The 25,782-nt window shown below is 69.3% G+C and carries 26 protein-coding genes; 19 read left to right on the top strand and 7 right to left on the bottom strand.

What is annotated here, in order from left to right:
- Positions 1-99: 99 nt before the first annotated feature.
- Positions 100-786: an IclR family transcriptional regulator gene (locus tag QM774_RS07030; RefSeq protein ID WP_414975199.1), complete on the bottom strand. Its 687-nt coding sequence runs from the start codon at positions 784-786 to the stop codon at positions 100-102.
- 121 nt (positions 787-907) lie between these two features.
- Between QM774_RS07030 and leuC the strand changes: the two genes are divergently transcribed.
- From leuC to QM774_RS07015, 3 genes are all read left to right on the top strand, one after another.
- Complete coding sequence (leuC, locus tag QM774_RS07025; protein WP_414975198.1) at positions 908-2,353, top strand: 3-isopropylmalate dehydratase large subunit; 1,446 nt, start codon at positions 908-910, stop codon at positions 2,351-2,353.
- Between the two features lie 25 nt (positions 2,354-2,378).
- Entirely contained in the window at positions 2,379-2,969 is a 591-nt protein-coding gene (gene leuD, locus QM774_RS07020) for a 3-isopropylmalate dehydratase small subunit (protein WP_414975197.1), read from the top strand.
- A gap of 109 nt (positions 2,970-3,078) precedes the next feature.
- Complete coding sequence (locus tag QM774_RS07015) at positions 3,079-3,411, top strand: HU family DNA-binding protein (RefSeq protein WP_414975196.1); 333 nt, start codon at positions 3,079-3,081, stop codon at positions 3,409-3,411.
- Here the strand turns inward: QM774_RS07015 and QM774_RS07010 are convergent.
- From QM774_RS07010 to cofC, 3 genes are read right to left on the bottom strand one after another with little or no spacing between them, the layout of a single operon-like run.
- A complete protein-coding gene (locus QM774_RS07010; protein ID WP_414975195.1) occupies positions 3,408-4,334 on the bottom strand; it encodes an NUDIX hydrolase in 927 nt (308 codons plus the stop codon). The genes QM774_RS07015 and QM774_RS07010 overlap by 4 nt on opposite strands.
- Positions 4,331-6,529, bottom strand: a complete 2,199-nt coding sequence (locus QM774_RS07005; protein WP_414975194.1) for an RNA degradosome polyphosphate kinase — start codon at positions 6,527-6,529, stop codon at positions 4,331-4,333. Before QM774_RS07005 ends, QM774_RS07010 begins: the two co-directional genes overlap by 4 nt.
- A 14-nt stretch (positions 6,530-6,543) precedes the next feature.
- The gene (gene cofC / locus QM774_RS07000) at positions 6,544-7,209 is read right to left on the bottom strand and encodes a 2-phospho-L-lactate guanylyltransferase (protein WP_414975193.1); all 666 of its coding nucleotides are present in this window, start codon (positions 7,207-7,209) and stop codon (positions 6,544-6,546) included.
- Between the two features lie 71 nt (positions 7,210-7,280).
- On the opposite strand from cofC, the gene QM774_RS06995 reads away from it, so the two are divergent.
- Entirely contained in the window at positions 7,281-8,300 is a 1,020-nt protein-coding gene (locus QM774_RS06995; RefSeq protein ID WP_414975192.1) for an NAD(P)H-dependent glycerol-3-phosphate dehydrogenase, read from the top strand.
- Between the two features lie 13 nt (positions 8,301-8,313).
- Here the strand turns inward: QM774_RS06995 and QM774_RS06990 are convergent, their stop codons facing one another.
- Positions 8,314-8,862: a DUF3515 domain-containing protein gene (locus QM774_RS06990; RefSeq protein ID WP_414975191.1), complete on the bottom strand. Its 549-nt coding sequence runs from the start codon at positions 8,860-8,862 to the stop codon at positions 8,314-8,316.
- 43 nt (positions 8,863-8,905) lie between these two features.
- Here QM774_RS06990 and thiL point away from each other — a divergent pair, with 43 nt between their 5' ends.
- The 4 genes from thiL (at position 8,906) to QM774_RS06970 (ending at position 11,621) form a co-directional block, all read left to right on the top strand.
- Complete coding sequence (gene thiL / locus QM774_RS06985; protein ID WP_414975190.1) at positions 8,906-9,883, top strand: thiamine-phosphate kinase; 978 nt, start codon at positions 8,906-8,908, stop codon at positions 9,881-9,883.
- 13 nt (positions 9,884-9,896) lie between these two features.
- Positions 9,897-10,418 (top strand): gamma carbonic anhydrase family protein, encoded by a 522-nt coding sequence (locus QM774_RS06980; protein ID WP_414975189.1) that lies wholly within the window; start codon positions 9,897-9,899, stop codon positions 10,416-10,418.
- On the top strand, positions 10,418-11,092 hold the full coding sequence (locus tag QM774_RS06975; RefSeq protein WP_414975188.1) for a uracil-DNA glycosylase: 675 nt from the start codon (positions 10,418-10,420) through the stop codon (positions 11,090-11,092). The genes QM774_RS06980 and QM774_RS06975 overlap by 1 nt, the downstream gene beginning before the upstream one ends.
- A gap of 64 nt (positions 11,093-11,156) precedes the next feature.
- On the top strand, positions 11,157-11,621 hold the full coding sequence (locus tag QM774_RS06970; protein ID WP_414975187.1) for a LytR C-terminal domain-containing protein: 465 nt from the start codon (positions 11,157-11,159) through the stop codon (positions 11,619-11,621).
- Between the two features lie 88 nt (positions 11,622-11,709).
- Here QM774_RS06970 and rpmB read toward each other — a convergent pair whose 3' ends face one another.
- Positions 11,710-11,901 carry a 50S ribosomal protein L28 gene (gene rpmB, locus QM774_RS06965; protein ID WP_414975186.1) on the bottom strand — a complete coding sequence of 64 codons (192 nt, stop codon included), beginning with the start codon at positions 11,899-11,901 and terminating at the stop codon, positions 11,710-11,712.
- Between the two features lie 214 nt (positions 11,902-12,115).
- Here rpmB and QM774_RS06960 point away from each other — a divergent pair, with 214 nt between their 5' ends.
- The 3 genes from QM774_RS06960 (at position 12,116) to QM774_RS06950 (ending at position 16,877) form a co-directional block, all read left to right on the top strand.
- Positions 12,116-13,762 (top strand): DAK2 domain-containing protein, encoded by a 1,647-nt coding sequence (locus QM774_RS06960; RefSeq protein WP_414975185.1) that lies wholly within the window; start codon positions 12,116-12,118, stop codon positions 13,760-13,762.
- 14 nt (positions 13,763-13,776) lie between these two features.
- The gene (locus tag QM774_RS06955) at positions 13,777-16,002 is read left to right on the top strand and encodes an ATP-dependent DNA helicase RecG (protein WP_414976610.1); all 2,226 of its coding nucleotides are present in this window, start codon (positions 13,777-13,779) and stop codon (positions 16,000-16,002) included.
- Positions 16,003-16,121: 119 nt separating this feature from the next.
- Positions 16,122-16,877 (top strand): HNH endonuclease family protein, encoded by a 756-nt coding sequence (locus QM774_RS06950; protein WP_414975184.1) that lies wholly within the window; start codon positions 16,122-16,124, stop codon positions 16,875-16,877.
- On the opposite strand, the gene QM774_RS06945 is transcribed toward QM774_RS06950, so the two are convergent.
- Positions 16,814-18,643: an ABC-F family ATP-binding cassette domain-containing protein gene (locus QM774_RS06945; protein ID WP_414975183.1), complete on the bottom strand. Its 1,830-nt coding sequence runs from the start codon at positions 18,641-18,643 to the stop codon at positions 16,814-16,816. The genes QM774_RS06950 and QM774_RS06945 overlap by 64 nt on opposite strands.
- 133 nt (positions 18,644-18,776) lie before the next feature.
- Here QM774_RS06945 and QM774_RS06940 point away from each other — a divergent pair, with 133 nt between their 5' ends.
- Genes QM774_RS06940 through QM774_RS06905 form a run of 8 tightly spaced genes read left to right on the top strand, consistent with a single transcriptional unit; the run spans position 18,777 to position 25,746 of the window.
- Complete coding sequence (locus tag QM774_RS06940; RefSeq protein ID WP_414975182.1) at positions 18,777-20,045, top strand: glutamate-5-semialdehyde dehydrogenase; 1,269 nt, start codon at positions 18,777-18,779, stop codon at positions 20,043-20,045.
- Entirely contained in the window at positions 20,042-20,956 is a 915-nt protein-coding gene (locus tag QM774_RS06935; protein ID WP_414975181.1) for an AAA family ATPase, read from the top strand. Before QM774_RS06940 ends, QM774_RS06935 begins: the two co-directional genes overlap by 4 nt.
- Before the next feature lie 13 nt (positions 20,957-20,969).
- The gene (locus tag QM774_RS06930; RefSeq protein ID WP_414975180.1) at positions 20,970-22,382 is read left to right on the top strand and encodes a vWA domain-containing protein; all 1,413 of its coding nucleotides are present in this window, start codon (positions 20,970-20,972) and stop codon (positions 22,380-22,382) included.
- 20 nt (positions 22,383-22,402) lie between these two features.
- Positions 22,403-23,038 (top strand): nicotinate-nucleotide adenylyltransferase, encoded by a 636-nt coding sequence (gene nadD, locus QM774_RS06925; protein WP_414975179.1) that lies wholly within the window; start codon positions 22,403-22,405, stop codon positions 23,036-23,038.
- On the top strand, positions 23,035-23,406 hold the full coding sequence (gene rsfS, locus QM774_RS06920) for a ribosome silencing factor (RefSeq protein WP_414975178.1): 372 nt from the start codon (positions 23,035-23,037) through the stop codon (positions 23,404-23,406). Before nadD ends, rsfS begins: the two co-directional genes overlap by 4 nt.
- Complete coding sequence (locus tag QM774_RS06915) at positions 23,403-24,143, top strand: histidine phosphatase family protein (protein ID WP_414975177.1); 741 nt, start codon at positions 23,403-23,405, stop codon at positions 24,141-24,143. Before rsfS ends, QM774_RS06915 begins: the two co-directional genes overlap by 4 nt.
- Positions 24,140-24,853, top strand: coding sequence for a diglucosylglycerate octanoyltransferase (octT, locus tag QM774_RS06910; RefSeq protein ID WP_414975176.1), 714 nt, complete (start codon positions 24,140-24,142; stop codon positions 24,851-24,853). Before QM774_RS06915 ends, octT begins: the two co-directional genes overlap by 4 nt.
- 41 nt (positions 24,854-24,894) lie before the next feature.
- A complete protein-coding gene (locus tag QM774_RS06905; RefSeq protein WP_414975175.1) occupies positions 24,895-25,746 on the top strand; it encodes a DegV family protein in 852 nt (283 codons plus the stop codon).
- Positions 25,747-25,782: the final 36 nt, after the last annotated feature.

The raw sequence follows: 25,782 nt of genomic DNA, 5'->3' as shown, positions 1-25,782 counted from the left end.
CCCTAGGAAGCAGATATATCGAACAAATGTTCGATATAATCCACTCTACCGACACACCGCGGTGTGTGCAAGGGCTGTTCCGGCGACTGTTCGACCAGTTCAGGAGGGGTGGAGCCGCCGGTGGATGTCGCCGGCGGCGGCGACGACGTCGTCGGCCCAGCGGTGGCCCGGGTGGCGCGTCATGCGGTCGATGGGACCCGAGACCGACACGGCGGCCACAGCCGTGCCGGAGGCGTCCAGAACGGGTGCCGAGACGCTGGCGACGCCTTCGGCACGTTCGCCGACGGACTGGGCCCAACCCTGGCTCCGGGTCTCGGTGAGTGTGGCCGCGTCGAATCCGCCCGAGTCGGCGCCGAATGCCGACAGCACCTTGGCCGCCGAGCCGGCGGTCATCGGGAGGCGACTGCCGACGGGGACGGTGTTGCGCAGGCCGGTGGGCGGTTCGACGGCGGCGAAACAGACGCGTTCGTCGCCCTCGCATTGGTAGATCTGCACCGATTCGCCGGTGGTGGACTGCAGGCGTTGCAGGACGGGGAGGGCGGCCTCGCGGAGGACGTCGTGCGCGGATGCGGCCAGCCGGTTCAGGGTCGGTCCGGGAATCCAGCGGCCGTCCGGATCGCGGGTCAGCAGCTGGTGCGTCTCCAGGCCCACGGCCAGCCGATGCGCGGTCGCGCGGGGCAGTCCGGTGGCCTCGGTCAGCTCGGCCAGATTGCAGGGGCGGTCGGCGACGGTGGTCAGGACCAGCACGGATTTGTCCAGCACGCCGATTCCGCTACTATTTCCCATAGGACGATACTAACTGTCCAAATACTGAGATGTCCATATCTCGGGATCCGGATGGACGTATCGGAGATCCGCACCCACAGCCCGGGCGCCGGAGCGAAGCGAGACAGAGACGAGTGTGCTCATGACGGAACAGAAGCAGGGCGCCGCGGCGCCGGCCCGCACCCTGGCCGAGAAGGTGTGGGACGACCACGTCGTCGTCCCCGGCAAGGTCGACGCCAACGGCGAGACCGGCCCCGACCTGATCTACATCGACCTGCACCTGGTGCACGAGGTGACCAGCCCGCAGGCCTTCGACGGCCTCCGCATGGCCGGGCGCCAGCTCCGTCGCCGCGACCTCACCATCGCCACCGAGGACCACAACGTCCCGACCGTCGACATCACCAGCCCGATCGCCGACCAGGTGTCCGCCCTGCAGGTCGAGACGCTGCGCCGCAACTGCGAAGAGTTCGGCGTCCGGCTGTACCCGATGGGAGACGACGGCCAGGGCATCGTGCACGTCGTCGGTCCCCAGCTGGGCCTCACCCAGCCGGGCATGACCGTCGTCTGCGGCGACAGCCACACCTCCACCCACGGCGCGTTCGGCGCCCTCGCCATGGGCATCGGCACCTCCGAGGTGGAGCACGTGATGGCCACCCAGACGCTGTCGCTGCGCCCCTTCAAGACGATGGCCATCAACGTCGACGGCGAACTGCCCGAAGGTGTCACCGGCAAGGACCTGATCCTGGCGATCATCGCCGAGATCGGCACCGGCGGCGGACAGGGACACGTGCTGGAATACCGCGGGCCGGCCATCGAGAAACTGTCGATGGAAGCCCGCATGACCATCTGCAACATGTCGATCGAGGCCGGTGCCCGCGCCGGCATGATCGCGCCCGACCAGATCACCTACGATTACCTGAAGGGCCGTCCCCGCGCGCCGCAGGGCGACGACTGGGATAAGGCCGTCGAGTACTGGGACAGCCTCAAGACCGACGAGGGCGCCGTCTACGACCGCGAGGTGCACATCGACGCGTCGACGCTGACCCCGTTCGTCACCTGGGGCACCAACCCCGGCCAGGGCCTGCCGCTGGGTGCCTCGGTGCCCGACCCGGCCCAGATCCACGACGAGACCGAGTCGCAGGCCGCCGCCCGCGCGCTGGAGTACATGGACCTGAAGCCGGGCACCCCGCTGCGCGACGTCGAGGTCAACACCGTGTTCGTCGGATCGTGCACCAACGGCCGCATCGAGGACCTGCGTGCGGTCGCCGACGTCCTGAAGGGCCGCAAGGTCGCCGACGGCGTCCGCATGCTGGTGGTGCCCGGATCGATGAAGGTGCGGGCCCAGGCCGAGGAGGAGGGTCTCGGGGAGATCTTCGAGCAGGCCGGCGCCGAATGGCGCATGGCCGGCTGCTCCATGTGCCTCGGCATGAACCCCGACCAGCTGTCGCCGGGCGACCGCTGCGCCTCCACCTCCAACCGCAACTTCGAGGGACGCCAGGGCAAGGGCGGCCGCACCCACCTGGTGTCGCCGGCCGTCGCCGCCGCCACCGCCGTGCGCGGCACACTGTCCGCCCCCGCCGACCTGTAGCCCCCACTCCCGTAAGGACCTCACGATGGAACCCTTCGTCAAACACACCGGCATCGGCGTCCCGCTGCAGCGCAGCAACGTCGACACCGACCAGATCATCCCGGCCGTCTACCTCAAGCGCGTCACCCGCACCGGCTTCGAGGACGGACTGTTCTCCAGCTGGCGCAGCGATCCGGACTTCATCCTCAACAAGTCCCCGTGGGACAAGGGATCGATCCTGGTGGCCGGCCCCGACTTCGGTACCGGATCGTCACGCGAGCACGCCGTGTGGGCGCTCATGGACTTCGGCTTCCGCGTCGTGCTGTCGTCGCGCTTCGCCGACATCTTCCGCGGCAACTCCGGCAAGGCCGGCCTGGTCGCCGCGCAGGTCGACCAGAGCGACATCGAACTGCTGTGGAAGCGCCTCGAAGCCGAACCCGGTCTGGAACTGACCGTCGACTTGGAGACCAAGACGGTCACCGCCGGCGATCTGGTGGTTCCGCTGCAGATCGACGACTACACGCGCTGGCGTCTGATGGAGGGTCTGGACGACATCGGCCTCACCCTGCGCGAAACCGACGCGATCACCGCCTACGAGGAGAAACGACCGTCGTTCAAGCCGGTCACACTGCCCTGATTGCGACGTTTCCGTCGCTTCGTCTCTTCCGTGGCTAAACGGCCACGCCGCCTCCACACTCGCGATTACGGTGTGGGACAACTCATCTGAGACGACGGCGGAGGCGAGCATGAACAAGGCCGAACTCATCGAGGAGATCACCGAGCGACTCGACGCCGACCGCAAGACGGTCCAGGCCGTCGTCGAGCAGCTCATCGACATCGTCGTGCGCAGCGTCAACAAGGGCGAGAGCGTCACCATCACCGGATTCGGCGTGTTCGAGAAGCGCCGACGCGCACCGCGGGTGGCCCGCAACCCGCGCACCGGCGACACGGTGGAGGTGGAGGCCACCAGCGTCCCGTCCTTCCGGCCGGGAGCCCAGTTCAAAGACATCGTCGCCGGGCGGCGCGAACTCAAGGACGACGAACCCGCGGTGAAGCGGGAGTCGCCCAAGAAGTCTTAGCGGGACGGCGTCGGCCGCTTCTGCGGCAGCGGCGTGGTCAGATGATCGATCTGAACCAACTCGTCGCCGAGCAGCGTCAGCACCGACACGCTGCCCTTCCGGAAACGGGAGACCGGACAGTCCACCCCGTCCTGCGACGACCACCGCTCCAGCAGCGGGGCGATCGATCCGCCCTGCCCGCACAGGGCACGCACCCCGTCGAACGGCGCCGCCAGCTGCCGCAGCCGCGTGAGCGCCGCGTCCGGGTCGGCGGAGGTGGCCTCCTCGGTCTGCGTGGGCTCGACCACCACGTCCACACCCAGCCGCTGCGCCGTCGGCTCGAGTGTCTGCACGCAGCGCAGACGGTCCGCGGCGTGCAACTCGCTCACCCCGAACAGCTCCAGCACACCCGACAACGCCTGCGCCTGGGCTTGCCCGGTCTCGTCGAGCGGCCGGCGGGTGTCGTCGACGCCGAACATGCCGCGCCGGCCCGCCTTACCGTGCCGGACCAGAACGAACGAATGCAGTTGATGGTCGGGCAGGACGGCGAAGTCGGCGAGCACCGCGCGGTCCGCGTCGTACGACACCGTCTGCCGGGCGCCGTCCACCGACAGCCACTGGACGTCGTCGGTCTCCTTGTTGGGCACGAACTTGCCGCCGGTGGCGTGCATCGACCAGTAGGCGACCCGCTTCGGGGTGCCGCTGCGCAGCGGATAACCGATGGTGTGCAGCTGCCGGCCGAGGCGCACGGTGAACCCCGTCTCCTCGAACACCTCGCGTGCCGCGGTCGCCGCCAGAATCTCTTTGCGCTCGGCCTTGCCCTTCGGCAGCGACCAGTCGTCGTACTTGCGGCGATGGACGATGCAGACCTCCACCTTGCCCTTGCCGGTCACCCGCCAGACGACGCCGCCGGCCGCCCAGACGGTCTTGGAGTTCTCACTCATGCGCCGCTGCCGGCGTCCGCGTGCCGTCGCCGCGACCGCGCCATCATCTGACGCTGATGGTCGCGGACCTCTTCACCGGCGGCGGGCATCGCCGTCCACGAACCGTCGGCCTGCAGCTCCCAGCAGCGGGTGCGCGGGTCCATCGCCGAGTCGAAGATCCCCTGCAGGTCGCCGGCCAGACGCGGATCGCGGACCTGGACCAGCACCTCCACGCGGCGATCCAGGTTGCGGTGCATCATGTCGGCGCTGCCGATCCAATGCTCCTGCTGGGCCCCGAACGCGAAGATCCGCGAATGCTCCAGGAACTCGCCGAGGATCGACCGGACCTTGATGTTCTCGCTCAGACCCGGAATCCCCGGCCGCAGCGCGCAGATGCCGCGCACGACGATGTCGACCGGCACCCCCGCCTGCGAGGCGCGATACAGGGCATCGATCACCTGCTCGTCGACGATGGCGTTCGCCTTCAACTGGATACGGGCGTTGTCGTCACCGGCCCGCTTCGCCTCGATCTCCCGATCGATCCGCTCGATGATGCCGGTGCGGATGCCGTGCGGCGCCACCAGCAGGTTCCGGTACGCCTCCTTGCGGGAATACCCGGTCAGCGTGTTGAACAGGTCGGTGAGGTCCGCGCCGATCTCCGGGGCCGCGGTGAACAGGCCCACGTCCTCGTACAGGCGGGCGGTCTTGGGGTTGTAGTTACCGGTGCCGATATGGCAGTAGCGGCGGATCGTCGAACCCTCCCGCCGGACCACCAGACACGTCTTGCAGTGTGTCTTGAGTCCGATCAGGCCGTACACGACGTGCACACCCGACCGCTCCAGCTTGCGTGCCCACTTGATGTTGGCCTGCTCATCGAAGCGGGCCTTCAACTCGACCAGCGCCACCACCTGCTTGCCGGCGGCGGCCGCATCGATCAGGGCGTTGACGATCGGGGAATCGCCGGACGTGCGGTACAGCGTCTGCTTGATGGCCAGCACCTGCGGGTCGGCGGCGGCCTGTTCGATGAACCGCTGAACGCTGGTGGAGAACGAGTCGTACGGGTGATGCACCAGCACGTCGCCCTCCTGGAGGGTCGCGAAGATGCTCTTGGGCGTCTCCCGCTCGGCGAACGCCGGATGCGTCTTGGGGACGAACGGCGTCTCCTTGAGCGCCGGCCGATCCACGCCGTACACCTCGAACAGGGAGGTCAGGTCGATCAGTCCGGGCACCTGGATCACGTCGTCCGGGTCGACGTCCAGCTCACGCAGCAGGAGCTCGAGCATGTGCTCGCTCATGTCGTCGCCGACTTCGAGCCGCACCGGCGATCCGAAGCGGCGGCGCGTCAACTCGCGTTCGAGCGCCTGCAGAAGGTCCTCGTCGCGGTCCTCATCGACCTCCAGGTCGGCGTTGCGGGTGACACGGAAGACGTGATGGTCCACCACGTCCATACCGGGGAACAGGATCTCCAGATGGGCGGCGATCAGCTTCTCCAACGGCAGGAAGATCGCCGGCTGGTGACCGTCCGGTCCCGCCGGGGCCTCCTCGGGCAGCAGCTTGTCCACCCGGATGAACCGGTTGATGTTGTTGGGGACCTTGACGCGGGCGAAATGCTCCCCGCCCTCGGTCGTGTCCCGCACCGTCACCGCCAGGTTCAGCGACAGGCCGGAGATGTACGGGAACGGATGCGCGGGATCGACGGCCAGCGGCGTCAGGATCGGGAACAGCTCGTTGTGGAAGTACTCCGACAGGCGCGCCTGCTGACGGTCGTTCAGATCGGCCCACGACACGATCGCGATGTTCGCCTCGTCCAGGGCCGGCTGCACCGAGTCACGGAACACGCGGGCGTGCCGGTCCGTCAGCTTCTGGGTGCGCGCCGAGATCAGCGCGAGCTGCTCGGCGGGGGAGCGGCCGTCCGCCGACCGCACCGACAGACCGGTCTCGTCGCGGCGCTTGAGACCGGCGACGCGGACCATGAAGAACTCGTCGAGATTGGACGCGAAGATCGCCAGGAACTTGGCCCGCTCCAGCAGCGGCAGCGACGCATCCTCGGCGAGTGCGAGCACCCGGGCGTTGAAGTCCAGCCAGCTGAGCTCACGATTCAGGTAGCGCTCGGACGGCGGCAGGTTCGAGACCTCGTCCGCCGGAACGGTCTCGGCGGGCAGTGCGGACGGCAGCTTCGCGGCATCGTCGGTGGTGGATTCATCCGTGGCGGTCACGGATTCATTCTTCCCTATCGCGCGGATCGCCGCCCGGGGTCCACGTCAGCCAGTGCCGCCGCGGTGGCGGGCCCGACACCGAGCTCCTGTGCGGCAGCCAGATCGGCGGGGGTGTCGACGTCGCAGCGGAGGTCGGCCAGGCCGGTCCGGGCCGGATCCAGTTCGACGGCGCCGGCGCTCCGATGCGCGTGCGCGGAGTGCGCGCCGAACGCCGGCGCAACAGCGAACGAGCCGGTGACCGGGCGTTCGGTCACCAGCAGCGCGGTACCTTCTCCGGCACGGTCGGCGACGAACGCCGCCGGGTGGTCGGCCGCCGCGGCGAGGGCCGCGGACAGGGACGCCGGGGTCAGCGCGGGCAGATCGGCCTGCAGGAACGCGACACGGGTCGCCGCCCAGCGTTGCGCTGCCGCACCGGCGCCGGCGGTCAACGCCGGATTCAGGCCGTCGCCTGGGTCGGGAACCACGAGGACGCCGAAGCCTGTGGCCAGTTCGGTCACCCGCGGATCCGGCGTGACCAGCACGATCCGGTCGATCCCGGCGGCGCGGACCGCGCCCAGCGTGTCGGCGACCATCGCCGCCACCAGCGCCTCGCGGGCGGCCGGGGCGACGGACGCGGCCCCGAGCCGCGACTTGGCGCGCTGCAGGTCCTTGACCGCGAGGACCACCACATCGTCGGGCATGCGACCCATCGTGCCCCATGCCCGCACCGCGGCCACTACTGTGGACCTTCAATCGGCGAAGGAGGGTCGCGGTGCGTGCGACGGTGATGGGCTCGGGTTCCTGGGGGACCGCGGTGGCGAAGATCCTGGCGGATGCCGGCAACGACGTCGTCATCTGGGCGCGCAACCCGGACGTCGTCGAGCACATCAACACCGAGCACGAGAACGCCAAGTACCTGCCCGGCATCGCGCTGCCCGCATCCATTCGCGCCGTCGGATCGGAGGCGGAAGCCCTCGACGGCGCCGAACTGGTGGTGTGCGCCATCCCGTCCCAGGTGCTGCGCGAGAACCTCGAAGGCTGGCGCGACCTCCTGCCGCGCGACGCGGTGCTGCTGTCCCTGGCCAAGGGGGTGGAGATCACCACCGGAGAGCGGATGAGCCAGGTGATCAAGTCGGTCACCGGATTCCCGGACGAACAGATCGCCGTCCTGTCCGGCCCGAACCTCGCCCGCGAGATCGCTGAAGAGCAGCCGGCCGCCACCGTCATCGCCTGCGTCGACGAAGACGTCGCCAAACGGGTACAGCAGGCGCTGGCCGCACCCTACTTCCGTCCGTACACCAACACCGACGTCGTCGGCTGCGAGATCGGCGGCGCCGCCAAGAACGTCATCGCCCTGGCCTGTGGCATGGCGGCAGGCATGGGCTTCGGCGAGAACACGCTCGCCACCCTCATCACGCGCGGACTGGCCGAGACCATCCGCCTCGGCATGGCGATGGGCGCCGACATCACCACCCTCGCCGGGCTGGCCGGCATCGGCGACCTCGTCGCCACCTGCTCGTCACCGCTGTCGCGCAACCGCACCTTCGGTGCCCGGATGGGGGAAGGCGCCACCCTCGAAGAGGCGCAGGAGGCCACCAACGGTCAAGTCGCCGAGGGTGTGAAGTCGTGCCGGTCGGTGCGCGCCCTCGCCCATAAGTACGGCGTCGAGATGCCGCTCACCGAGGCCGTCTACCAGGTCTGTCACGAAGGACTGTCGCCGCAGGACATGGTCGGTCTGCTCCTCGGCCGGACCGTCAAGCCCGAGGTGTACGGCGCGGCCGACCCGGCCTGAGTCCGGACGCGGCTCAGTTGCCGAAGTCGAGGGGCGCCGACGGCAGCTTCTGCGCGATCACACCGGAGATGTCGGTGAGCGGGCCGTTGCCGGCGTTCGCCGGCACCCACACCGCCACATACGGTCGCCGGTCGACCACCACATACGCCTGACCGCGGCCGTCGATGGTGTCGGTGATGAACCACTGCACCGGATCGATCACCTGCAGGGCGCTCGTCGGCGCCAGATCGTCGGGGCGGCTCACCCCGCAGTTCAGGACCAGCGGGTCCGCGTTCGCGTCGCTGCCCGACGTCCACTTCACCATGTCCCCGGTGACCGTCTTGTGGGCGTAGTCGCCGAATGACTCGGGGAGCGCCGCGATGAACGGCGCACAGTTCTCCGCGCCCTGGGCGGTCGACCGGTACGACTCGACCGGCGTCGCCGACGGGGCCGCGTCATGTTTGAGTGCCGCGAACACGATGAAGCCGACGATCACCATCACCGGAATCGTGATGAGCGTGGCGATCAGTGCCGGGGACAGCGCCGACTCGTCGCCGCCACGGTCCTTCTGGTCATCGGTCATGGTCACGACTGTATCGAGGCGCCGGCCGGGTAGTGTCGGCGCCGTGCAGACGGTAGGCGAGGTCGGGGAGCGGGCGCTGATCGCGCTGCTCACCGAAGCGGCACGGTCCGACGGTGAGACCGGCGACGTGGTGATCGGTTCCGGCGACGACGCCGCCGTCCTCACCCCGACCGGCCCGGTCGTCGTCAGCACCGACACCGCCGTCGACGGCCGGCACTTCCGCTTCTCCTGGTCCACCGGCCGGCAGATCGGCGCCCGCACGGTGGTGCAGAGTGCCGCCGACATCTCCGCGATGGGCGGCGTGCTCAGCGGGGTGGTCGTGTCGATCGGCTGCCCGCCGCAGACCCCGGTCGACCGGCTGCTGGAACTCAACGGCGGGATCGTCGAACAGACACACCGCTACGGAGCGCGCGTGCTCGGCGGCGACCTGGTGGCCGCCGAGTCAGTGGTCCTGACCGTCACCTCCATCGGCTCACTGAAGGATCTGTCCCCGGTCACGCTGGCCGGCGCCCGCCCCGGTGACGTGCTGGCCGTCAGCGGACCCCTGGGTGCGGCGGCCGGCGGACTCGCCGTCCTGTCCGCCGTCGAAGACGGTGCCGACCCGGCGCTGCTGACCCGCTACGCCGGTCTGGTCGACGACTTCCGCCTCCCGCAGCCGGACCCCGCGCAGGGCCCGATCGCCGCCGCCGCCGGTGCCCACGCGATGACCGATGTGTCCGACGGCCTCGTCGAAGAACTGGTCACCATGTCCGCGTCGTCGGGCGTGCACCTCGACGTCACCACCGCGCTGGTGCCGCGCGCCGACGGCCTCGACGCGCTGGCCGCCGACCTCGACGTCACCCCGTACCGCTGGGTGCTGACCGGCGGCGAAGACCATGAACTGCTCGCCGCGTTCGCCCCGGACACGGTGCCCGACGGCTGGACCATCGTCGGCACCGTCGACGACGGGCCGGCCGGCGCCTCCATCGACGGCGGCGCGGTCGGCGACCTCCGCGGCTGGCAGTCGTTCACGGACACCTGATTGAATCGGGCCCATGGCCGTCTATGCACTCGGTGACCGGGAACCGGTCCTCGGCGAGAACGTCTTCATTCATCCCGACGCGACCGTGATCGGCGCCGTCACCCTCGGCGACGGGGTGTCCGTGTGGCCGGGCGCGGTGCTGCGCGGCGACTACGGCACCATCACGATCGGCGCCAAGACCAACATCCAGGACGGCACCGTCATCCACTGCACCTTCACCGAGGCGACCGTGATCGGGGCCGGCTGCGTCGTCGGACACAACGCCCACATCGAAGGCGCCGAGATCGGCGACGACTGCCTGATCGCCTCCGGCTCGGTGGTCCTCAACGGTTCGGTGATCGGCGCCGGCAGCGTCGTCGGCGCCGGCGCGGTGGTGCCGTACAAGACGCAGATCCCGCCCCGGTCGATGGCGGTCGGCGTGCCGGCGAAGGTGCGCGACGGTGTCGAAGTCCCGGAAGGCCACGTCACCGCCAACACCGAGCTGTACTTCCAGAACGCGCAGTACTACCGGCAGAACCTGCGGCGGGTCGACTGATGCCGGCACCGCTCTCGGAGATCCTCGACCCCGGCTGGGCGCGCGCCCTGGCCCCCGTCGAAGACCGCATCCACGCGATGGGCGACTTCCTGCGCGCCGAGAACGCCGCCGGCCGCGGCTACCTTCCGGCGGGCAAGAATGTGCTCCGCGCGTTCACCCAGCCCTTCGACGACGTCCGAGTCCTCATCGTCGGACAGGATCCGTACCCGACGCCCGGGCACGCCGTCGGCCTCAGCTTCTCGGTGGCCCCCGACGTCCGTCCCATCCCGCGATCGCTCGCCAACATCTACACCGAGTACTCCGACGACCTCGGCTACGACAAGCCGGCCGACGGCGACCTCACACCGTGGGCGCGGCAGGGAGTGCTGCTGCTCAACAGGGTGCTCACCGTCGCGCCCGGCCGGCCCGCATCGCATCGCGGCAAAGGGTGGGAAGAAGTCACCGAGTGTGCGATCAAGGCGCTCGCGGCGCGCGACGAACCGCTGGTGGCGATCCTGTGGGGCAACGACGCCCGCCAGCTCACCGCCTGGCTGCCGGACGTGCCGACCGTCGAGTCGCCGCACCCCTCGCCGCTGTCGGCGTCACGGGGCTTCTTCGGCTCCCGCCCGTTCAGCCGGGCCAACGCCGAACTCGCCGATCTGGGGGCCGAGCCCATCGACTGGCGAATCCCGTGAGTTCACTCGGGTAGGGTTCTGCTCGACGTCACCAGGCCTGCGCCGACTCACGAGGGGAAGACCATTGAGCCACCTGCCGAACACTTCGCGGACCGCGCGTGCGCGCCGTCGCAGTCCGTTCCTGATCGCCGGCATCGCGGCCGTCGTGGTCGCCACCGCCGCCGGCTGCGGCAGCTCGGACGACTCGGACCAGAGCGCTGCGCAGGACACCACCGCCGCAGCGGCCACCACCAAACCCGCCGACGACGTGACCGGCGAGAACGCCGAAGCGGTGTGCGTGCGCAACGGCGGTGACCGCGAAGGCATCAGCCAGAAGGCCGCCGACAAGCTCGAGAAGGCCGGCTTCAAGATCACCGACGTCGCCAACCTGCACACCTCGGCGATCGTCGACGACACCGTCATGTACGCCCCGAACCAGGAGGCGAAGGCCAAGGACGTCGCGAAGGCCCTCGGCGGCAAGACCGATGTGGTGCCGCGGCCCCGCTCGTTCAACCCGTGCGACGGCGCCATCGTCGTCGTCCTCTTCTGACCCGGCCCGCTCGGTTACGGCAACCGGTGCCGAGACAAAAAGAACGCCGACCCTGACGGGTCGGCGTTCTTTGTAGCTGTGGTGCGGGTCAGACCAGGTTGGTCCTGCCGGCCTTCAGGCACGAGGTGCAGACGTTCTTGCGCTTGCGGTTGCCCGGGGCGACCTCGACGCGCACCGACTGGATGTTCGGGTTCCAGCGGCGGTTGGTGCGCCGGTGCGAGTGCGAGACCGACTTGCCGAAGCCGGGGCCCTTGCCGCAGATGTCACAGACGGCAGCCATGTCGAACTCCCTTGGTTGAAAATGATCTCGGGTCAAGCCTGTCCTACGCACGTATGCGCACGTGATCAGGCAACCCGACCAGGGTAACCGGCTCGGTGGGCCGGAGACAAATCGCTGTGCGACGGTCCACACCGGCCTGGCGGGGTACGCCCGGACTGTCGGGTCCACAGCGTAATCTCGGACACGATCCACAGTCGGGAAGGGGGCGGCAGGCGTGCGAGGGACCGACGAGACCGGCCCGGTGAATCCGGGGCTGATCCGTGACTGGGCCCACGCCTGCGCGGAAGGCCTGCAAGCGCAGCGCTCCGAGATCAACGACCTCAACGTCTTCCCGATCCCCGACGCCGACACCGGCAGCAACATGGCGTTCACCATGGCCCGCGCTGTCGAGGCGATCGACGCGCTGCCCGACGACGCCGGCGTCCAGGAGGTGACCCGCGCTCTCGCCGACGCCGCGGTCACCAACGCGCGCGGCAACTCCGGGATCATCCTGGCCCAGACGCTGGTCGGGCTGGCCGACGCTGCCGACCTGGTCGTGGCGCAGGGCGATCCCAGCTTCAACCGCCTCTGCCAGACCGGACTGCGACTGTCCACCCTCGCCGCCCGCCGCGCCGTCGACCAGCCGCGCGAAGGCACTGTTCTCACCCTCGTGCAGGTCGCCGCCGACACCGCCGACCGCGAGGTGAACTCGTCGCCGGCCGACCTCGTGCGCGCCATCGCCGACGACTGCGCCGACGCCCTCGACCACACGCAGGAACAGATGGTCGAACTGACCGACGCCGGTGTCGTGGATGCCGGTGCGCGCGGCTTCCTGGTGATGATGGACTCCCTCGTCCTGGTCGTCACCGGCGTGGCCAACCGCCGCAAGACGTATCGCGGTTCTCTGCGCGACGCCGCACACGGCGACCAGGAGTGCAGCGGCGCCGGCGACACCGACTTCGAAGTGATGTACCGCCTGGTGGGTGCCGACGGCACCCGGATCGGCGGTCTCCGTGAAGAGCTCGGCGCGCTCGGCGACTCCCTCGTGATCGTCGGCGACAGCTCCTCCGACGGCGAGCGCTTCTCCGTGCACGTCCACACCGACGAGCCCGGCAAGGCGGTGGAGGCCGGACTGAAACTCGGCGACGTCGAAGACATCCGCATCAGCTGCTTCCTGCTCGACGAACAGCGCAAAGACCCCGGGGCGACCGAACCGCCGCCCCGTCACAAGCGCGCGGTCCTGGCGCTCGCCGAAGGCGACGGCGCCGATGAACTGTTCACCGAGGCGGGTGCACTGGTCGTCCGCGTCGACGACGGGGCCGATCCGGATGCGGTCGCCGCCGCCGTCCGCGACGCCGACAGTGCGCACACCGTCGTGATGGGCAACGGCCTCATGCCGTCCCAAGACCTGGTGTCGGTGGGTGCGGAGGCCCGGTCGTCGCGGCGGTCGTTGGTCTTTCTGCCGACCCTGTCGATGGTGCAGTGCCTGTCCGCGCTGGCCGTGCACGACCCCGGTGCCTCCCCGGACGTCGACGCGTTCGCGATGGCCGAGGCGGCCGCCGCCACCCGGTGGGGGTCGTTGCGCTGCTCCACCGAGAACCTGGTGACGCTGGCCGGTACCTGCGAGGTCGGCGACGTTCTCGGGCTCATCGGATCAGATGTCCTGGTGATCGCCCGCGAACAGGGGCAGGCGGCGGTCGCGCTGATCGACCTCATGTTGGCCACCGGTGGAGAGATGGTGACGGTCCTGGCCGGACGCGACCTCGACGAGGCGGTGCGTGCCGAGATCGAAGAGCACGTCCGCTCCCAGCATCCCGGTGTCGAACTCGCCGTCTACGACGGCGGCCAGACGCGGCAGCTCCTGCAGATCGGCGTCGAGTAGTCGTGGGTGTCGTGATGGCCTCCGACCTGGCCGCCACCTCGGTGCCGCCGGCCGTCGTCGCGAAGCTGGCCGACGAACTGGAGTTGACGACGGTCGGCGCCCTCCTGCACTACGTGCCGCGGCGCTACCTGAGTCGTCATGTCGCGTCGATGGAAGAGGATCTGCCCGAGGCCGGCGACTGGATCAACGTGGTCGGCGAAGTCCGCAAAGCCGAGATGATCCCAATGCGGCAGCGGAAGGCCAGCTTCCTCAAAGTGGTGGTGGCCGACGACCATCGCACCTATGAGGTCAGCTTCTTCAACGCGCGCTGGATGAAGAGCCGGCTGCTGCCCGGCACCCGTATGGCGCTGGCCGGCACGGTCAAGTACTTCCGCGGCCAGATCCAGCTGTCCCACCCGGAATGGCTGATCCTGCCGGACGTCAGCGACGACAAGGTCATCGGCTCGGCCATGCTGTCCGAACTGTACGAGGAGGCCGAGGCGCAGACCCCCGGCGCCGACGGCGACCACATCGCCTCGGCCGAGGATCTGGATCACTTCTCCCGCGAGATCGTGCCGATGTATCCGGCCACCAAGAAGATCCAGACCTGGGAGATCTGGCGGGCCGTCCGCACCGTTCTCGGTGAACTCGATGACGCCGGCGATGCGCTGTCGCCGCAGCAGCGCAGCGACCGCGGCCTGATCACGACCGCCGACGCGCTCCGCATGATTCATCTGCCGGAGAGCCAGACCCAGATCACGGAGGCCCGTCGCCGACTCAAGTTCGACGAGGCGATGGCCGTGCAGACCGCGCTCGCGCAGGCGCGGGTCGCCGCGGGCACCGAGTCGGCGCCCGCCTGCCCCCACGTTCCCGGTGGCCTGGAAGACAAGCTGCGGGCCTCACTGCCGTTCGAACTGACTGCCGGTCAGGAAGCCGTCCTCAGCGAGATCGGCGACGATCTCGCGGCGACCCATCCGATGAACCGGCTGCTGCAGGGTGAGGTCGGCTCCGGCAAGACGCTGGTGTCGCTGCTGGCCATGCTGCGCGCCGTCGACAACGGCTACCAGTGCGCCATCCTGGCCCCCACGGAAGTGCTCGCCGCGCAGCACCACCGGACCGTCACCGCCATGCTCGGCGACCTCGCCAGGGCAGGCGAGCTGGGCGCGGCCGACGACGCCACCAAGGTGGTGCTGCTGACGGGGTCGATGAAGACCGGTCCGCGCAAGCAGACCATGCTCGACATCGTCACCGGCCAGGCCGGAATCGTCGTCGGCACCCACGCGCTGCTCGAAGACAACGTCGAGTTCTTCGACCTCGGGATGGTGGTGGTCGACGAGCAGCACCGTTTCGGTGTCGAACAGCGCGACGCGCTGCGCAACAAGCGGAAGATCGGTCGACCGCACTTCCTGGTGATGACCGCGACCCCGATCCCGCGCACCGTCGCCATGATCACGTTCGGCGACCTGGACACCTCCTCGCTGTCCGAACTGCCCAAGGGGCGGCAGCCGATCGCCAGTTCCGTGGTCCCGATGGGCAAAGCCAACTGGGTGGACCGCGTGTGGGAACGCGCCGGCGAGGAGATCGACAAGGGCCGGCAGGTATACGTCGTCTGTTCACGGATCGGCGACGAGAAGTCGGCGCCCGACGCCGACGAGATCTCCGTCCTCGACCTGTGGCAGGAACTGTCGACCGAGAAGCTGGCGGACCGCAGCGTCGACTACCTCCACGGCCGGATGACGGCGGAGGAGAAGACCGAGGTGATGGACCGTTTCACCCGCGGCGACCTCGACGTCCTGGTCGCGACCACCGTCATCGAGGTCGGTGTGGACGTACCGAACGCCTCGATGATGGTGATCGTCAACGCCGAACGCTTCGGTGTGAGCCAGCTGCACCAGCTGCGCGGTCGTGTCGGTCGCGGCGAGCATCCCGGTCTGTGCCTGTTGATGACGACGGCGTCGCCGGGCAGCGGTGCGATGGAGCGGCTGGAGGCCGTGGCCGGCTCCAATGACGGCTTCGAGCTGGCGCGCATCGACCTGCAGCAGCGGCGCGAGGGTGATGTGCTGGGCGCGACGCAGGCGGGCGGCGTGAGTTCGCTGCACTTCCTGTCGCTGCTCGACGACGTCGACATCATCGCCGACGCCCGCGACCTGGCCACCGCGATCGTCGACGAGGACCTCAGCCTGGCGGATCACCGCGCACTCGCCGACCTCGTCGACTCCGTCGTCCTGCCGTCCAAGATGGGCTACCTCGAAAAGTCCTGAACGCGCCGCCGTCGACGCTCCGTGAGCCTGTTGACGCTCCGTGAGCCTGTCGACGCTCCTTGAGCCTGTCGAAAGGAACCGCCACGCCTCCCGCTGCGTCTAAACAGCGGGGGTGAGCGATGCGGTGGACGGATCTGCGGGGGCGGCTGCGCACCTGGGAGAAGAGGAATCGGGGCGGCTGTGCACGGCTGCCGATGCGCCACTGGCTGTGGGCGACCGGATTCTCCGGGACCGCGGTGCTGGTGGCGGTGACCGCCGGCTGGCCGGCGGGATCGGAGACGGTGATCGATCCGGCGCGGGTGACCCACGCGCGCACTGCGCTGGTGAGTCTGACCGTGCTGCCGGCGAGACCGCCGCACGACGAGGCCTATTCGCGGGAGGCGTTCGGCCAGGCCTGGACGGATACCGCGCCGGTCGCGGGCGCCGGCAACGGCTGCGACACCCGCAACGACGTGCTGGCCCGCGATCTGTCGGTGAACGGTGCGGTCGCGGTGACGAGCTGTCGTGAAGCGGTGGCGTCGGGACGGTTCCGGAGCCCGTACACCGGGCGGGAGATCGTGTTCACCCGCGGGCGCGGGTCGACGGCGGTCCAGATCGATCACATCGTGCCGCTCTCGTACGCCTGGGACATGGGCGCGTCGGCGTGGCCGCCGCAGCAGCGGACGGCGTTCGCGAACGACCCCGCCAACCTCCTCGCCACCGACGCCGCGAGCAATCAAGCGAAGTCCGATCTGGAGCCGGGCCGCTGGATGCCGGAGCTACGCGGCTTCTGGTGTCAGTACGCGATCCAGTTCATCGACGTCGCCGACGCTTACCGCCTGTCGGTGGACGAGGCGTCCCGACGGGTTCTGGCGACCGCATTGGGGGAGTGCTGATGGGCTGGTCCCTGATTGCCGTACGGCGGCATCGCCGGGGTCGGACGCTGCGATTCAGGGTCTACCGGATCGAGTTCCAGCCGTGGCCCTCGCCACGTCCTGGTCAGCCAGCGATCGTGGGATGCGATGAGAACAGTGCCCGGATAGCCGGCGAGGGCTTCCTCCACTGCCGTCACGAGGCCGAGTGACAGATGGTTGCTCGGTTCGTCGAGCAGAAGAATCTCCGGAGGGTCGGCCAGCAGGATCGCGAGTGCCAGTCGGCGCTGCTGACCCACGCTCAGATCGCCGACCGGGCGATCAAGGTCGCGGCCCGCCAGCAGACCGAATGTGCTCAATGGAACCGTGTCGGCACGCTCGGCGCCCACCTGCCCGGCGTAGATCTCACGCGCTGTGCGCCGCTCGCCATCCGGGTCCGCAACGCTGGAGTCGACGTCCTGGCTGAGAATCCCGATTCGATCCCGCAGCGATCTGGCCACGGTCCCGGACGTAGGCGTGACAGTGCCGGCCAGAACATTCAGCAGAGTTGACTTACCTGCCCCGTTCGGGCCTGTGATCAGCCACTTCTCGCCACGGCTGACACTCAGCGACATCGGAGCGAGACGGCCGTCGACGGCCACGTCCGTGGCCGTCAGAACCGGTTCGCGGGGACCGGTGCGTACGACGCCACCGGCGGTGAGACCCGAGAACTCGAGTTCGGCGGGTGGCCTGCGGACCTGGTCTCGCTCCATGGCGGTGAGCCGTGTGCGGGCGTCGTTCACCCGCCGCGAGACGACCTTCGCATTCCGGTCCGCATAGAACTTCCGGGCGGCCCGGGTCTCGGTGCGCGGGCGCCAATCGCTGTGGCCGACCGTGTGGTGATCGTCGACCCCGGCGCGCAGCCGCGCGATCTCGGCCTGCTCGTCCCGGTACCGGCGTTCCCACCGCTCTCTCGCCTCGGACCGAGCTCGCAGATAGTCGCTGTATCCGCCGGTGAAGCGGGTGACGCCGATCCCGGTTCCCGCGCCGTCCTGAACGAGGGGACCGGACACCGAATGCGGAAGAGGCGTCGGATCGAGGTCGATGATGGACGTCACCGCCTCATCCAGGAACGCGCGGTCGTGGCTGGCGACCACGACAGGCCCCCGCCACCCGTTGAGAACCCCGGTCAAGTAGGCGATCGCCGACGCGTCCAGATGGTTCGTGGGCTCGTCGAGGAGTAGCACTTCAGGGCCGCTGAGTAGGAGGACCGCCAATGCGAGTCGCGCGCGCTGACCACCCGACAGTGAACCTGTGTTCCGCTCCCGGCCGACGCCGCCGAGACCGAGGCCGGCAAGCACCGCGTCGATCCGGCCATCGATGTTCCAGGCGTCGAGACGCTCGGCCTCGTCAAGGGCTGCCGAGTACTCGTCCAAGAGTGCCGTGTCGTTCGGGTTGCCCGTGAGCGCTTCCGACTGCTCGACCACCTGCATGACCGTGCGCCGGAGCCGGACGACGGCCGCTTCGACGGCATCGTCGACGGTATCGGCGGCAGAGAACGGGGGTTCCTGGCGGAGCAGTCCGGCCGCCGGGCCGCCCCCTGCAGGAGGGCTGACCCATACCGTGCCCGAGGACGGTTCGACGTCCCCGACGATCACCCGCAGAAGCGTCGACTTGCCGGCGCCGTTCTCGCCGATCAGGCCGACTCGGTCGCCGGAGGACACGGTGAACGTCACATCGGTGAGTACCCGGCGATCACCGAACGACGCCGATACGCCGTCGACACGAAGGTGGGAAGAAGACTGTGGCATGAGTACAACCTGATACGGAGGCCTGAACCCGCCGGGCGTAACGCCTCGGCCGCGGGTCTGGAATCACTCACATGCGCACGCGTCAACGGTACACCGAGGCCGCGCGATCACCTACAGCGATAACCTGGACGTCATGAGTGCCCCGACCATCGATGACGCCGGTTCGATCGCCGCGACCGTGACCCAGCAGGCGCAGGCCGCGAAGAAGGCGTCCCGCACCCTCGCCACGCTGACCACCGCGGACAAGAACACGGTGCTGCTGGCCGCGGCCGACGCGATCGACGCGGCCGCGCCGCAGATCCTGAAAGCCAATGCGGCCGACGTGGAACGCGCCGAAGCCGCCGGCACCGAAGCCAGCCTCGTCGACCGGCTCCGTCTCACCGCCGACCGCATCGCCGGCATCACCGGCGGTCTGCGCCAGGTGGCGGCGTTGCCCGACCCGATCGGCGTCGTCGTCCAAGGCAAGACCCTCCCGAACGGTCTGGAGCTGCGTCAGGTGCGGACCCCGATGGGCGTCGTCGGCTTCGTCTACGAGGCCCGCCCCAACGTGACCGTCGACGGCTTCGGCATCTCGTTCAAGTCGGGCAACGCGGTGCTGCTGCGCGGCTCGTCATCGGCCGCCGACTCCAACGCCGCCCTGGTGTCGGTGCTGCGGGACGTCCTGACCGCCCACGACCTCGACCCGAACGCCGTCGCCCTGCTGCCCAGCGAAGACCGCTCCAGCGTGACCGCGCTGATCCAGGCGCGCGGCCTGGTGGACGTGGTCATTCCGCGGGGCGGCGCCGGGCTCATCTCCACCGTCGTGGAGAACGCCAAGGTCCCCACCATCGAGACCGGCACCGGCAACTGCCACGTCTACGTGCACGCCGGCGCCGACGTCGACATGGCCCGCGACGTCATCGTCAACGCCAAGACCCGCCGGCCCAGCGTCTGCAACACCGTCGAAACGGTGCTGATCGACCGGAAGATCGCGAACCTGGCCCTCGACCCGATCACGTCCGCGCTGGAGCAGGCCGGCGTCACCATCCATGGTGACGAGCCGGGCATGGTTCCGGCCACCGACGACGACTGGCATCGCGAATACCTGTCCCTGGACATCGCGGTGAAGATCGTCGACGACATCGAGGAGGCGATCAACCACATCGCCACCTACGGCACCGGTCACACCGAGGCGATCATCACCGAGGATCTGCGGGCCGCCACCGAGTTCACGCACCGCGTCGACGCGGCGGCCGTCATGGTCAACGCGTCGACCGCGTTCACCGACGGCGAGCAGTTCGGTTTCGGCGCCGAGATCGGCATCTCGACGCAGAAGCTGCACGCCCGCGGCCCGATGGGTCTGTCCGAACTCACCTCCACCAAGTGGGTCGTGTGGGGCGACGGTCAGACGCGGCCGGCATGAGCGGGCTTCGACAGGCTCAACCAGCGGACGAGCCGGCCTTCGACAGCACCGACGACGTCGTCGGCAAGCTGCGGTCCACCGGATATCTGGCCGACGAGGCGACCGCCACGACGACGTTCCTCGCCGACCGGCTCGGCAAACCGATGCTGGTCGAGGGGCCGGCCGGTGTCGGCAAGACGGAGCTCGCGCGCGCCATCGCCGCCGCGACCGGTGCCGAACTGGTGCGTCTGCAGTGCTACGAAGGCATCGACGAGGCGCGCGCCCTCTACGAGTGGAACCACGCCAAGCAGATCCTCGCGATCCAGTCCGCCGGACAGCGCGACTGGGACCAGACCAAGGACGACATCTTCTCCGACGAGTTCCTGCTGGCCCGGCCGCTGCTGACCGCGATCACCCGTGAGGATCCGACCGTCCTGCTGATCGACGAGATCGACAAGGCCGACGTCGACATCGAAGGTCTGCTGCTGGAGATCCTCAGCGACTTCGCGATCACCATCCCGGAGATGGGGACCGTCACCGCGCAGCGACGCCCGATCGTCGTGCTGACCTCCAACGCCAACCGGGAGCTGTCGGAGGCGCTCAAGCGCCGCTGCCTGTACCTGTACATCGACTTCCCGGACGCCGACCTCGAACGCGAGATCCTGGCGTCGCGGGTGCCTGACCTTCCGGACAACCTGGCGAAGGAACTGGTCCGGATCGTCGGAGTGCTGCGCGGCCTCGACATCCGCAAGAAGCCGTCGGTCGCCGAAACCATCGACTGGGGCAACACCCTGCTGGCCATGGTCACCGGCACGCCGGAGGAGCACGACGGCCGGATCTCCGACTCGATGCTCAAACGCACCCTCGGCGTGGTGCTCAAGCACAAGGCCGACGTGGTGACCGCGCTGCGCGAACTCAAACTCGACGACTGACCCGGACACCGTCATGGCATCGCCCCCCGAACCGCTGATCGACACCCTCACCGGGTTCGTCGACGACCTGCGGAACCGCGGGATCGTCACCGGTCCGTCGAACCTGATCGACGCGGCCCGGGCGATGGAAGTGCTCGACCTGCTCGACAGGGAGAGTCTCCGCGAAGGGCTGGCGGCGACGCTGCTGTCCGACCATCGGCATCGCGACACCTTCGACCTGTGCTTCGAACTGTGGTTTCCACTGGGCAACGAGGCACGCGCCGGGGCCGTCGAGGTCCCGCGCCTACCGGACGGCACGGTCGACGTGGAGGCGCTGCGCGACCTCATCGCCCGCACCCTCGCCGACCCGGAGGCGATCAGCGACGGACGGCTGGACCAGCTGGTGGCCGCCACCGTCAACGAGACCGGCCGCTACGAGTCGGCCAACGGCGAATCGTTCTCCGTCTACCAGGTGATGTCGCAGATCTCCCCGCAGACCCTGATCGCCCGGATCGCCGCCGCCATGCGCGACGGCATGAGCACCGAGGAGGGGGAGCGCCCCGGCACCGATGAGATGGCGCGCCGCGCCGCGCGCGACGCCACCCAGCAGTTGCGCGGCGCGGTCGAAACCGAAGTGCAGCGGCGCATGGCGGCACTGCGCGGCCGGGAGACCGTCGGCGAGTACGCGGTACCCAAGCTGCCCGAACAGATCGACTTCTTCTCGGCCAACCCCCAAGACATGGCCCGCCTGCGCCGCACCATCGACCCGATCGCCCGACTGCTGGCCGCCAAACTCGAGTTCCGTCGCCGCCGCAACCACCGCGGCGCCGTCGACATCCGGTCGACCCTGCGCGCGTCGATGTCCACCGGCGGCGTCCCGATCGCCCTCAAACACCGCAAGCCGAGGCCCGGCAAACCGGAACTCGTCATCATCTGCGACGTGTCCGGATCGGTGTCGGGGTTCAGCCAGTTCACCCTGCAGCTCGTGTACGCGCTCCGTCAGCACTTCTCGCACGTCCGGGTGTTCGCGTTCATCGACACCGTCGACGAGGTGACCGACTACTTCGACCGGTCGTCACCCGACGAACAGTTCGGCGAACGTATGGCCACCATGCTGACGGAGGCACGACTGTCCACCCGTGACGGTCACTCCGACTACGGCCACATGCTGCGCGGCTTCTCCCGCGACTACCTCGACTCGCTGACCCACCGCGGAGCGCTTCTCATCCTGGGCGACGCCCGCAACAACTACGCGCTGCCCAGCGTCGACGCCCTCGAGAAGATCCGCGAGCAGGTGCGCAACGCCTACTGGCTGAACCCGGAACGCAAGGAGAACTGGGACACCGCCGACTCGATCGCCTCCAAGTACGGCGAGGTGATCGAGATGTTCGAGTGCCGCAACGTGGAACAACTCGGGACCGTCATCGGCAATCTGCTGCCGGTGTGACACGGGTACACTCACGCTCCATGGCATCCGCGCCGAAGACACCCCGCCGAATCGGCATCATGGGTGGCACGTTCGACCCCATCCACAACGGTCACCTGGTGGCCGGCAGTGAGGTCGCCGACAAGTTCGATCTCGACGAGGTCATCTTCGTGCCCACCGGGCGGCCGTGGCAGAAGGAGGGGGAACGCGAGGTCACCCCCGCCGAAGACCGGTACCTGATGGCGGTCATCGCGACCGCCTCCAACCCGGACTTCCGGGTGAGCCGGGTCGACATCGACCGCGAGGGCGTCACCTACACCGTCGACACGCTCAAGGACATGCGGAAGCTGTACCCGGACGACGACCTCTACTTCATCACCGGTGCCGACGCCCTCGACTCGATCCTGTCGTGGCACGACTGGGAAACCCTGTTCGACCTCGCCAAGTTCATCGGCGTCTCCCGCCCCGGCTACAAACTCGACGACTCCCACCTCGCCGAACACCTGAAGAACAAGCCCGCCAACACGGTCCAGACGATGGAGATCCCCGCCCTGGCGATCTCGTCTACCGACTGCCGCGCCCGCGCCCGCGCCGGACGCCCGGTCTGGTACCTGGTGCCCGACGGCGTGGTCCAGTACATCGCCAAACACGGCCTCTACCGAAAGGACACCCAGTGACCGCCTCCCCGGACGCGATCGAGGTGGCGACCATCGCCGCCCACGCCGCAGCCGACCTCAAGGCGGAGAACGTCGTCGCCATCGACGTCTCCGAACCGCTGGTCATCACCGACGTCTTCCTGATCGCCTCCGCCGACAACGAGCGCCAGGTCAACGCCATCACCGAGGAGATCGAGGACAAGCTGCGCGACGCCGGCCACAAGCCGCTGCGACGCGAGGGCACCCGTGAGGGCCGCTGGGCGCTGCTGGACTACGGCGACGTCGTCATCCATGTGCAGCACGGCGACGAGCGCGACTTCTACGGTCTCGAACGCCTGTGGAAGGACTGCCCGATCCTGCCACTGGACGGCGACGCGGACGGGGCATGAGCTACGAACCCGATCTCGGCGACACCAGCGTCGAGCGGCTCACCCCGGTCGTCCGGCGCCTGATCCTGCTGCGTCACGGACAGACCGAATACAACAAGAACCGCCGCATGCAGGGGCAACTCGACACCGATCTGACTGCGGAGGGCGTCGAGCAGGCCAAGGCGGCGGCGCAGTCGCTGGCCACCCGGTCACCGCTGCTGATCCGTTCGTCCGATCTCCGGCGGGCCCGCGACACCGCCGAGGAACTCGCCGCGGTGACGGGTCTGGACGTCAGCACCGATCCCCGGCTGCGCGAGACGCATTCGGGGGACTGGCAGGGCAAGACACACCTGGACGTCGACGCCGAGATGCCCGGCGCCCGAAGGATCTGGCGGGACGACGCCACCTGGACCCCGCCGGGCGGGGAGAGCCGCGTCGACGTCGCGAACCGGTCGGTGCCGGTGGTGACCGAACTGGTCGCCGCGCTCAACGACTGGGGACAGGGCGAGAACCCGGAGGCGCCGGTGGTCCTCGTCGCGCACGGCGGCGTGATCGCCGCGATGACCGCGGGACTCCTCGGCCTGCCGGTCGCCAACTGGCCGGTGTTCGGCGGCCTCGCCAACACCAGCTGGGTACAGCTGTCCGGGCACGGCCTGCCCGGTGAGGAACCGACGTGGCGCCTGGACGTGTGGAACGCCTCCGCGCAGGACGCGGCAGCATCAGGCACGCTCGCGGCGGCGGACACGGGGGTGCAGTGAGCGGCTCAGTGCTGGTGTTCGGCGACTCCCTGTCGTACTACGCGGAGACCGGCGGACTGCCCGCCGACGACCGGAGGATCTGGCCGAATCTGGTCGGCGCGGCCGTCGGACGGCCGACCGACCTGTTCGCCCGCATCGGCTGGACCAGCCGGGACGTGTGGTGGGCCATCACCCAGGATCCGCGGATCTGGGCGGCCCTCCCGCACGCCGACGTCGTCGTGCTGGCCTACGGCGGCATGGATTCGCTGCCGTCGCCGCTGCCCACCGCGGTGCGCGAACAGATCCGCTACCTCCGACCCGCCGGGCTGCGGCAGACGGTCCGGGACGCCTACGGCTGGCTGCAGCCGCGGCTGTCCCGCGTGGGCTGGCCGATGGCGCTGCCGCCGGCCGTCACCGTCGAATACCTGGAGAGGGTGCGGGACGCCATCGCGCAGTTGCGTCCGGACCTCCCGATCCTGGTGTGCCTGCCGCCCACCCACGACAGCCCGTACTACGGGCACGTCCACACCGGCCGGATCCCGACCACCGCGGCGATCGCCCGCTGGGCCGACGAGCACCGGCTGCCGACCGTCGACTTCTATCCGGCGACCGCCGCCGATTTCGCGGATCCGGCGATCGACATGAATCCCGACGGCATCCACTGGGGTCTGCACACCCATCGGCGGATCGCGGACGTCGTCGCGCCCGCCGTCGAGCGCCTGCTGGACTGACTCGAGGTGGCATGCCGGGTTCGTCCGGCTAAGTTGTAGGGGTGCCTGTCGTCATCGTCACCGACTCCTCGTCGCGGCTGCCTGCGCCGCTGGCGGAACGGTACGGCGTCCTGACGGTTCCGCTGCATGTCACCATGCCCGACGGCACCGAGTACCTGGAGGGCGTCGACCCGATCCCGGACGACGTCGTCGCCACCCAGGGAGTCACCACGTCCGGCGCCAACAAGCAGGAGCTGACGACGGTGTACCGGACGGCCATCGAACAGTCGCAGGGCGACGGGGTCGTGGCCGTCCACCTGTCCCGCCGACTGTCGAGCACCTGGGCCAACGCCCGCATGGCCGCCGAGGAGATCGGCGACGAACTGCGCGTCGTGGACTCGCGCTCGGTCGGCGCCGGTGTCGGCCTGACCGTACTGGCCGCCGCCCAGGCGGCCGGTGACGGCGATGACCGCGACGCCGTCTACGAAGCCGCCATCCGGGCGGCCGCCACCGGCGAGTCGCTGATGGCGTTGCAGACCCTGGAGAACCTCCGCCACAGCGGCCGGATCGGGGCGGCCAGCCACCTGTTCGCGTCGGCGCTGTCGATCAAACCGATCCTGCACATCGCCGACGGCGTGCTGCAGCTGAAGGAACGTCAGCGCACCATGACCAAGGCCGTGAAACGGATGGTCGACACCGCCGTCGAGGAGGCGGGCACCGATCCGGTGACCATCGCCGTCCAGCACTGCCAGGCACCCGAGCTGGCCGCTGACGTCCACAGGACCCTGCGCACCCAGGTTCCGCGCGTCACGTCGTCGATGATCGTCGACCTGGGTGCGGTCCTCGGGGCGCATGTCGGCAAGGGCGCGGTCGGCGTGACCCTCGGCCGCGGCCTCGAGCCGCTCGACCAGTAGCCACCGCACCGTCCTGTGGACGGCCGCGACTGTCCA

It is taken from the genome of Gordonia sp. (in: high G+C Gram-positive bacteria) (genome assembly GCF_047600565.1).
Lineage (GTDB): Bacteria > Actinomycetota > Actinomycetes > Mycobacteriales > Mycobacteriaceae > Gordonia.
This window is presented reverse-complemented; position numbering and strand designations above follow the sequence as displayed.

What these genes read in the sequence shown, in the direction of transcription:
- QM774_RS07030 (WP_414975199.1), bottom strand. Translation starts at nt 786, where the DNA reads ATGGGAAATAGTAGCGGAATCGGCGTGCTGGACAAATCCGTGCTGGTC.
- leuC (WP_414975198.1), top strand. Translation starts at nt 908, where the DNA reads ATGACGGAACAGAAGCAGGGCGCCGCGGCGCCGGCCCGCACCCTGGCC.
- leuD (WP_414975197.1), top strand. Translation starts at nt 2,379, where the DNA reads ATGGAACCCTTCGTCAAACACACCGGCATCGGCGTCCCGCTGCAGCGC.
- QM774_RS07015 (WP_414975196.1), top strand. Translation starts at nt 3,079, where the DNA reads ATGAACAAGGCCGAACTCATCGAGGAGATCACCGAGCGACTCGACGCC.
- QM774_RS07010 (WP_414975195.1), bottom strand. Translation starts at nt 4,334, where the DNA reads ATGAGTGAGAACTCCAAGACCGTCTGGGCGGCCGGCGGCGTCGTCTGG.
- cofC (WP_414975193.1), bottom strand. Translation starts at nt 7,209, where the DNA reads ATGCCCGACGATGTGGTGGTCCTCGCGGTCAAGGACCTGCAGCGCGCC.
- QM774_RS06990 (WP_414975191.1), bottom strand. Translation starts at nt 8,862, where the DNA reads ATGACCGATGACCAGAAGGACCGTGGCGGCGACGAGTCGGCGCTGTCC.
- QM774_RS06980 (WP_414975189.1), top strand. Translation starts at nt 9,897, where the DNA reads ATGGCCGTCTATGCACTCGGTGACCGGGAACCGGTCCTCGGCGAGAAC.
- QM774_RS06975 (WP_414975188.1), top strand. Translation starts at nt 10,418, where the DNA reads ATGCCGGCACCGCTCTCGGAGATCCTCGACCCCGGCTGGGCGCGCGCC.
- rpmB (WP_414975186.1), bottom strand. Translation starts at nt 11,901, where the DNA reads ATGGCTGCCGTCTGTGACATCTGCGGCAAGGGCCCCGGCTTCGGCAAG.
- QM774_RS06955 (WP_414976610.1), top strand. Translation starts at nt 13,777, where the DNA reads ATGGCCTCCGACCTGGCCGCCACCTCGGTGCCGCCGGCCGTCGTCGCG.
- QM774_RS06950 (WP_414975184.1), top strand. Translation starts at nt 16,122, where the DNA reads ATGCGGTGGACGGATCTGCGGGGGCGGCTGCGCACCTGGGAGAAGAGG.
- QM774_RS06945 (WP_414975183.1), bottom strand. Translation starts at nt 18,643, where the DNA reads ATGCCACAGTCTTCTTCCCACCTTCGTGTCGACGGCGTATCGGCGTCG.
- QM774_RS06940 (WP_414975182.1), top strand. Translation starts at nt 18,777, where the DNA reads ATGAGTGCCCCGACCATCGATGACGCCGGTTCGATCGCCGCGACCGTG.
- QM774_RS06935 (WP_414975181.1), top strand. Translation starts at nt 20,042, where the DNA reads ATGAGCGGGCTTCGACAGGCTCAACCAGCGGACGAGCCGGCCTTCGAC.
- QM774_RS06930 (WP_414975180.1), top strand. Translation starts at nt 20,970, where the DNA reads ATGGCATCGCCCCCCGAACCGCTGATCGACACCCTCACCGGGTTCGTC.
- nadD (WP_414975179.1), top strand. Translation starts at nt 22,403, where the DNA reads ATGGCATCCGCGCCGAAGACACCCCGCCGAATCGGCATCATGGGTGGC.
- QM774_RS06915 (WP_414975177.1), top strand. Translation starts at nt 23,403, where the DNA reads ATGAGCTACGAACCCGATCTCGGCGACACCAGCGTCGAGCGGCTCACC.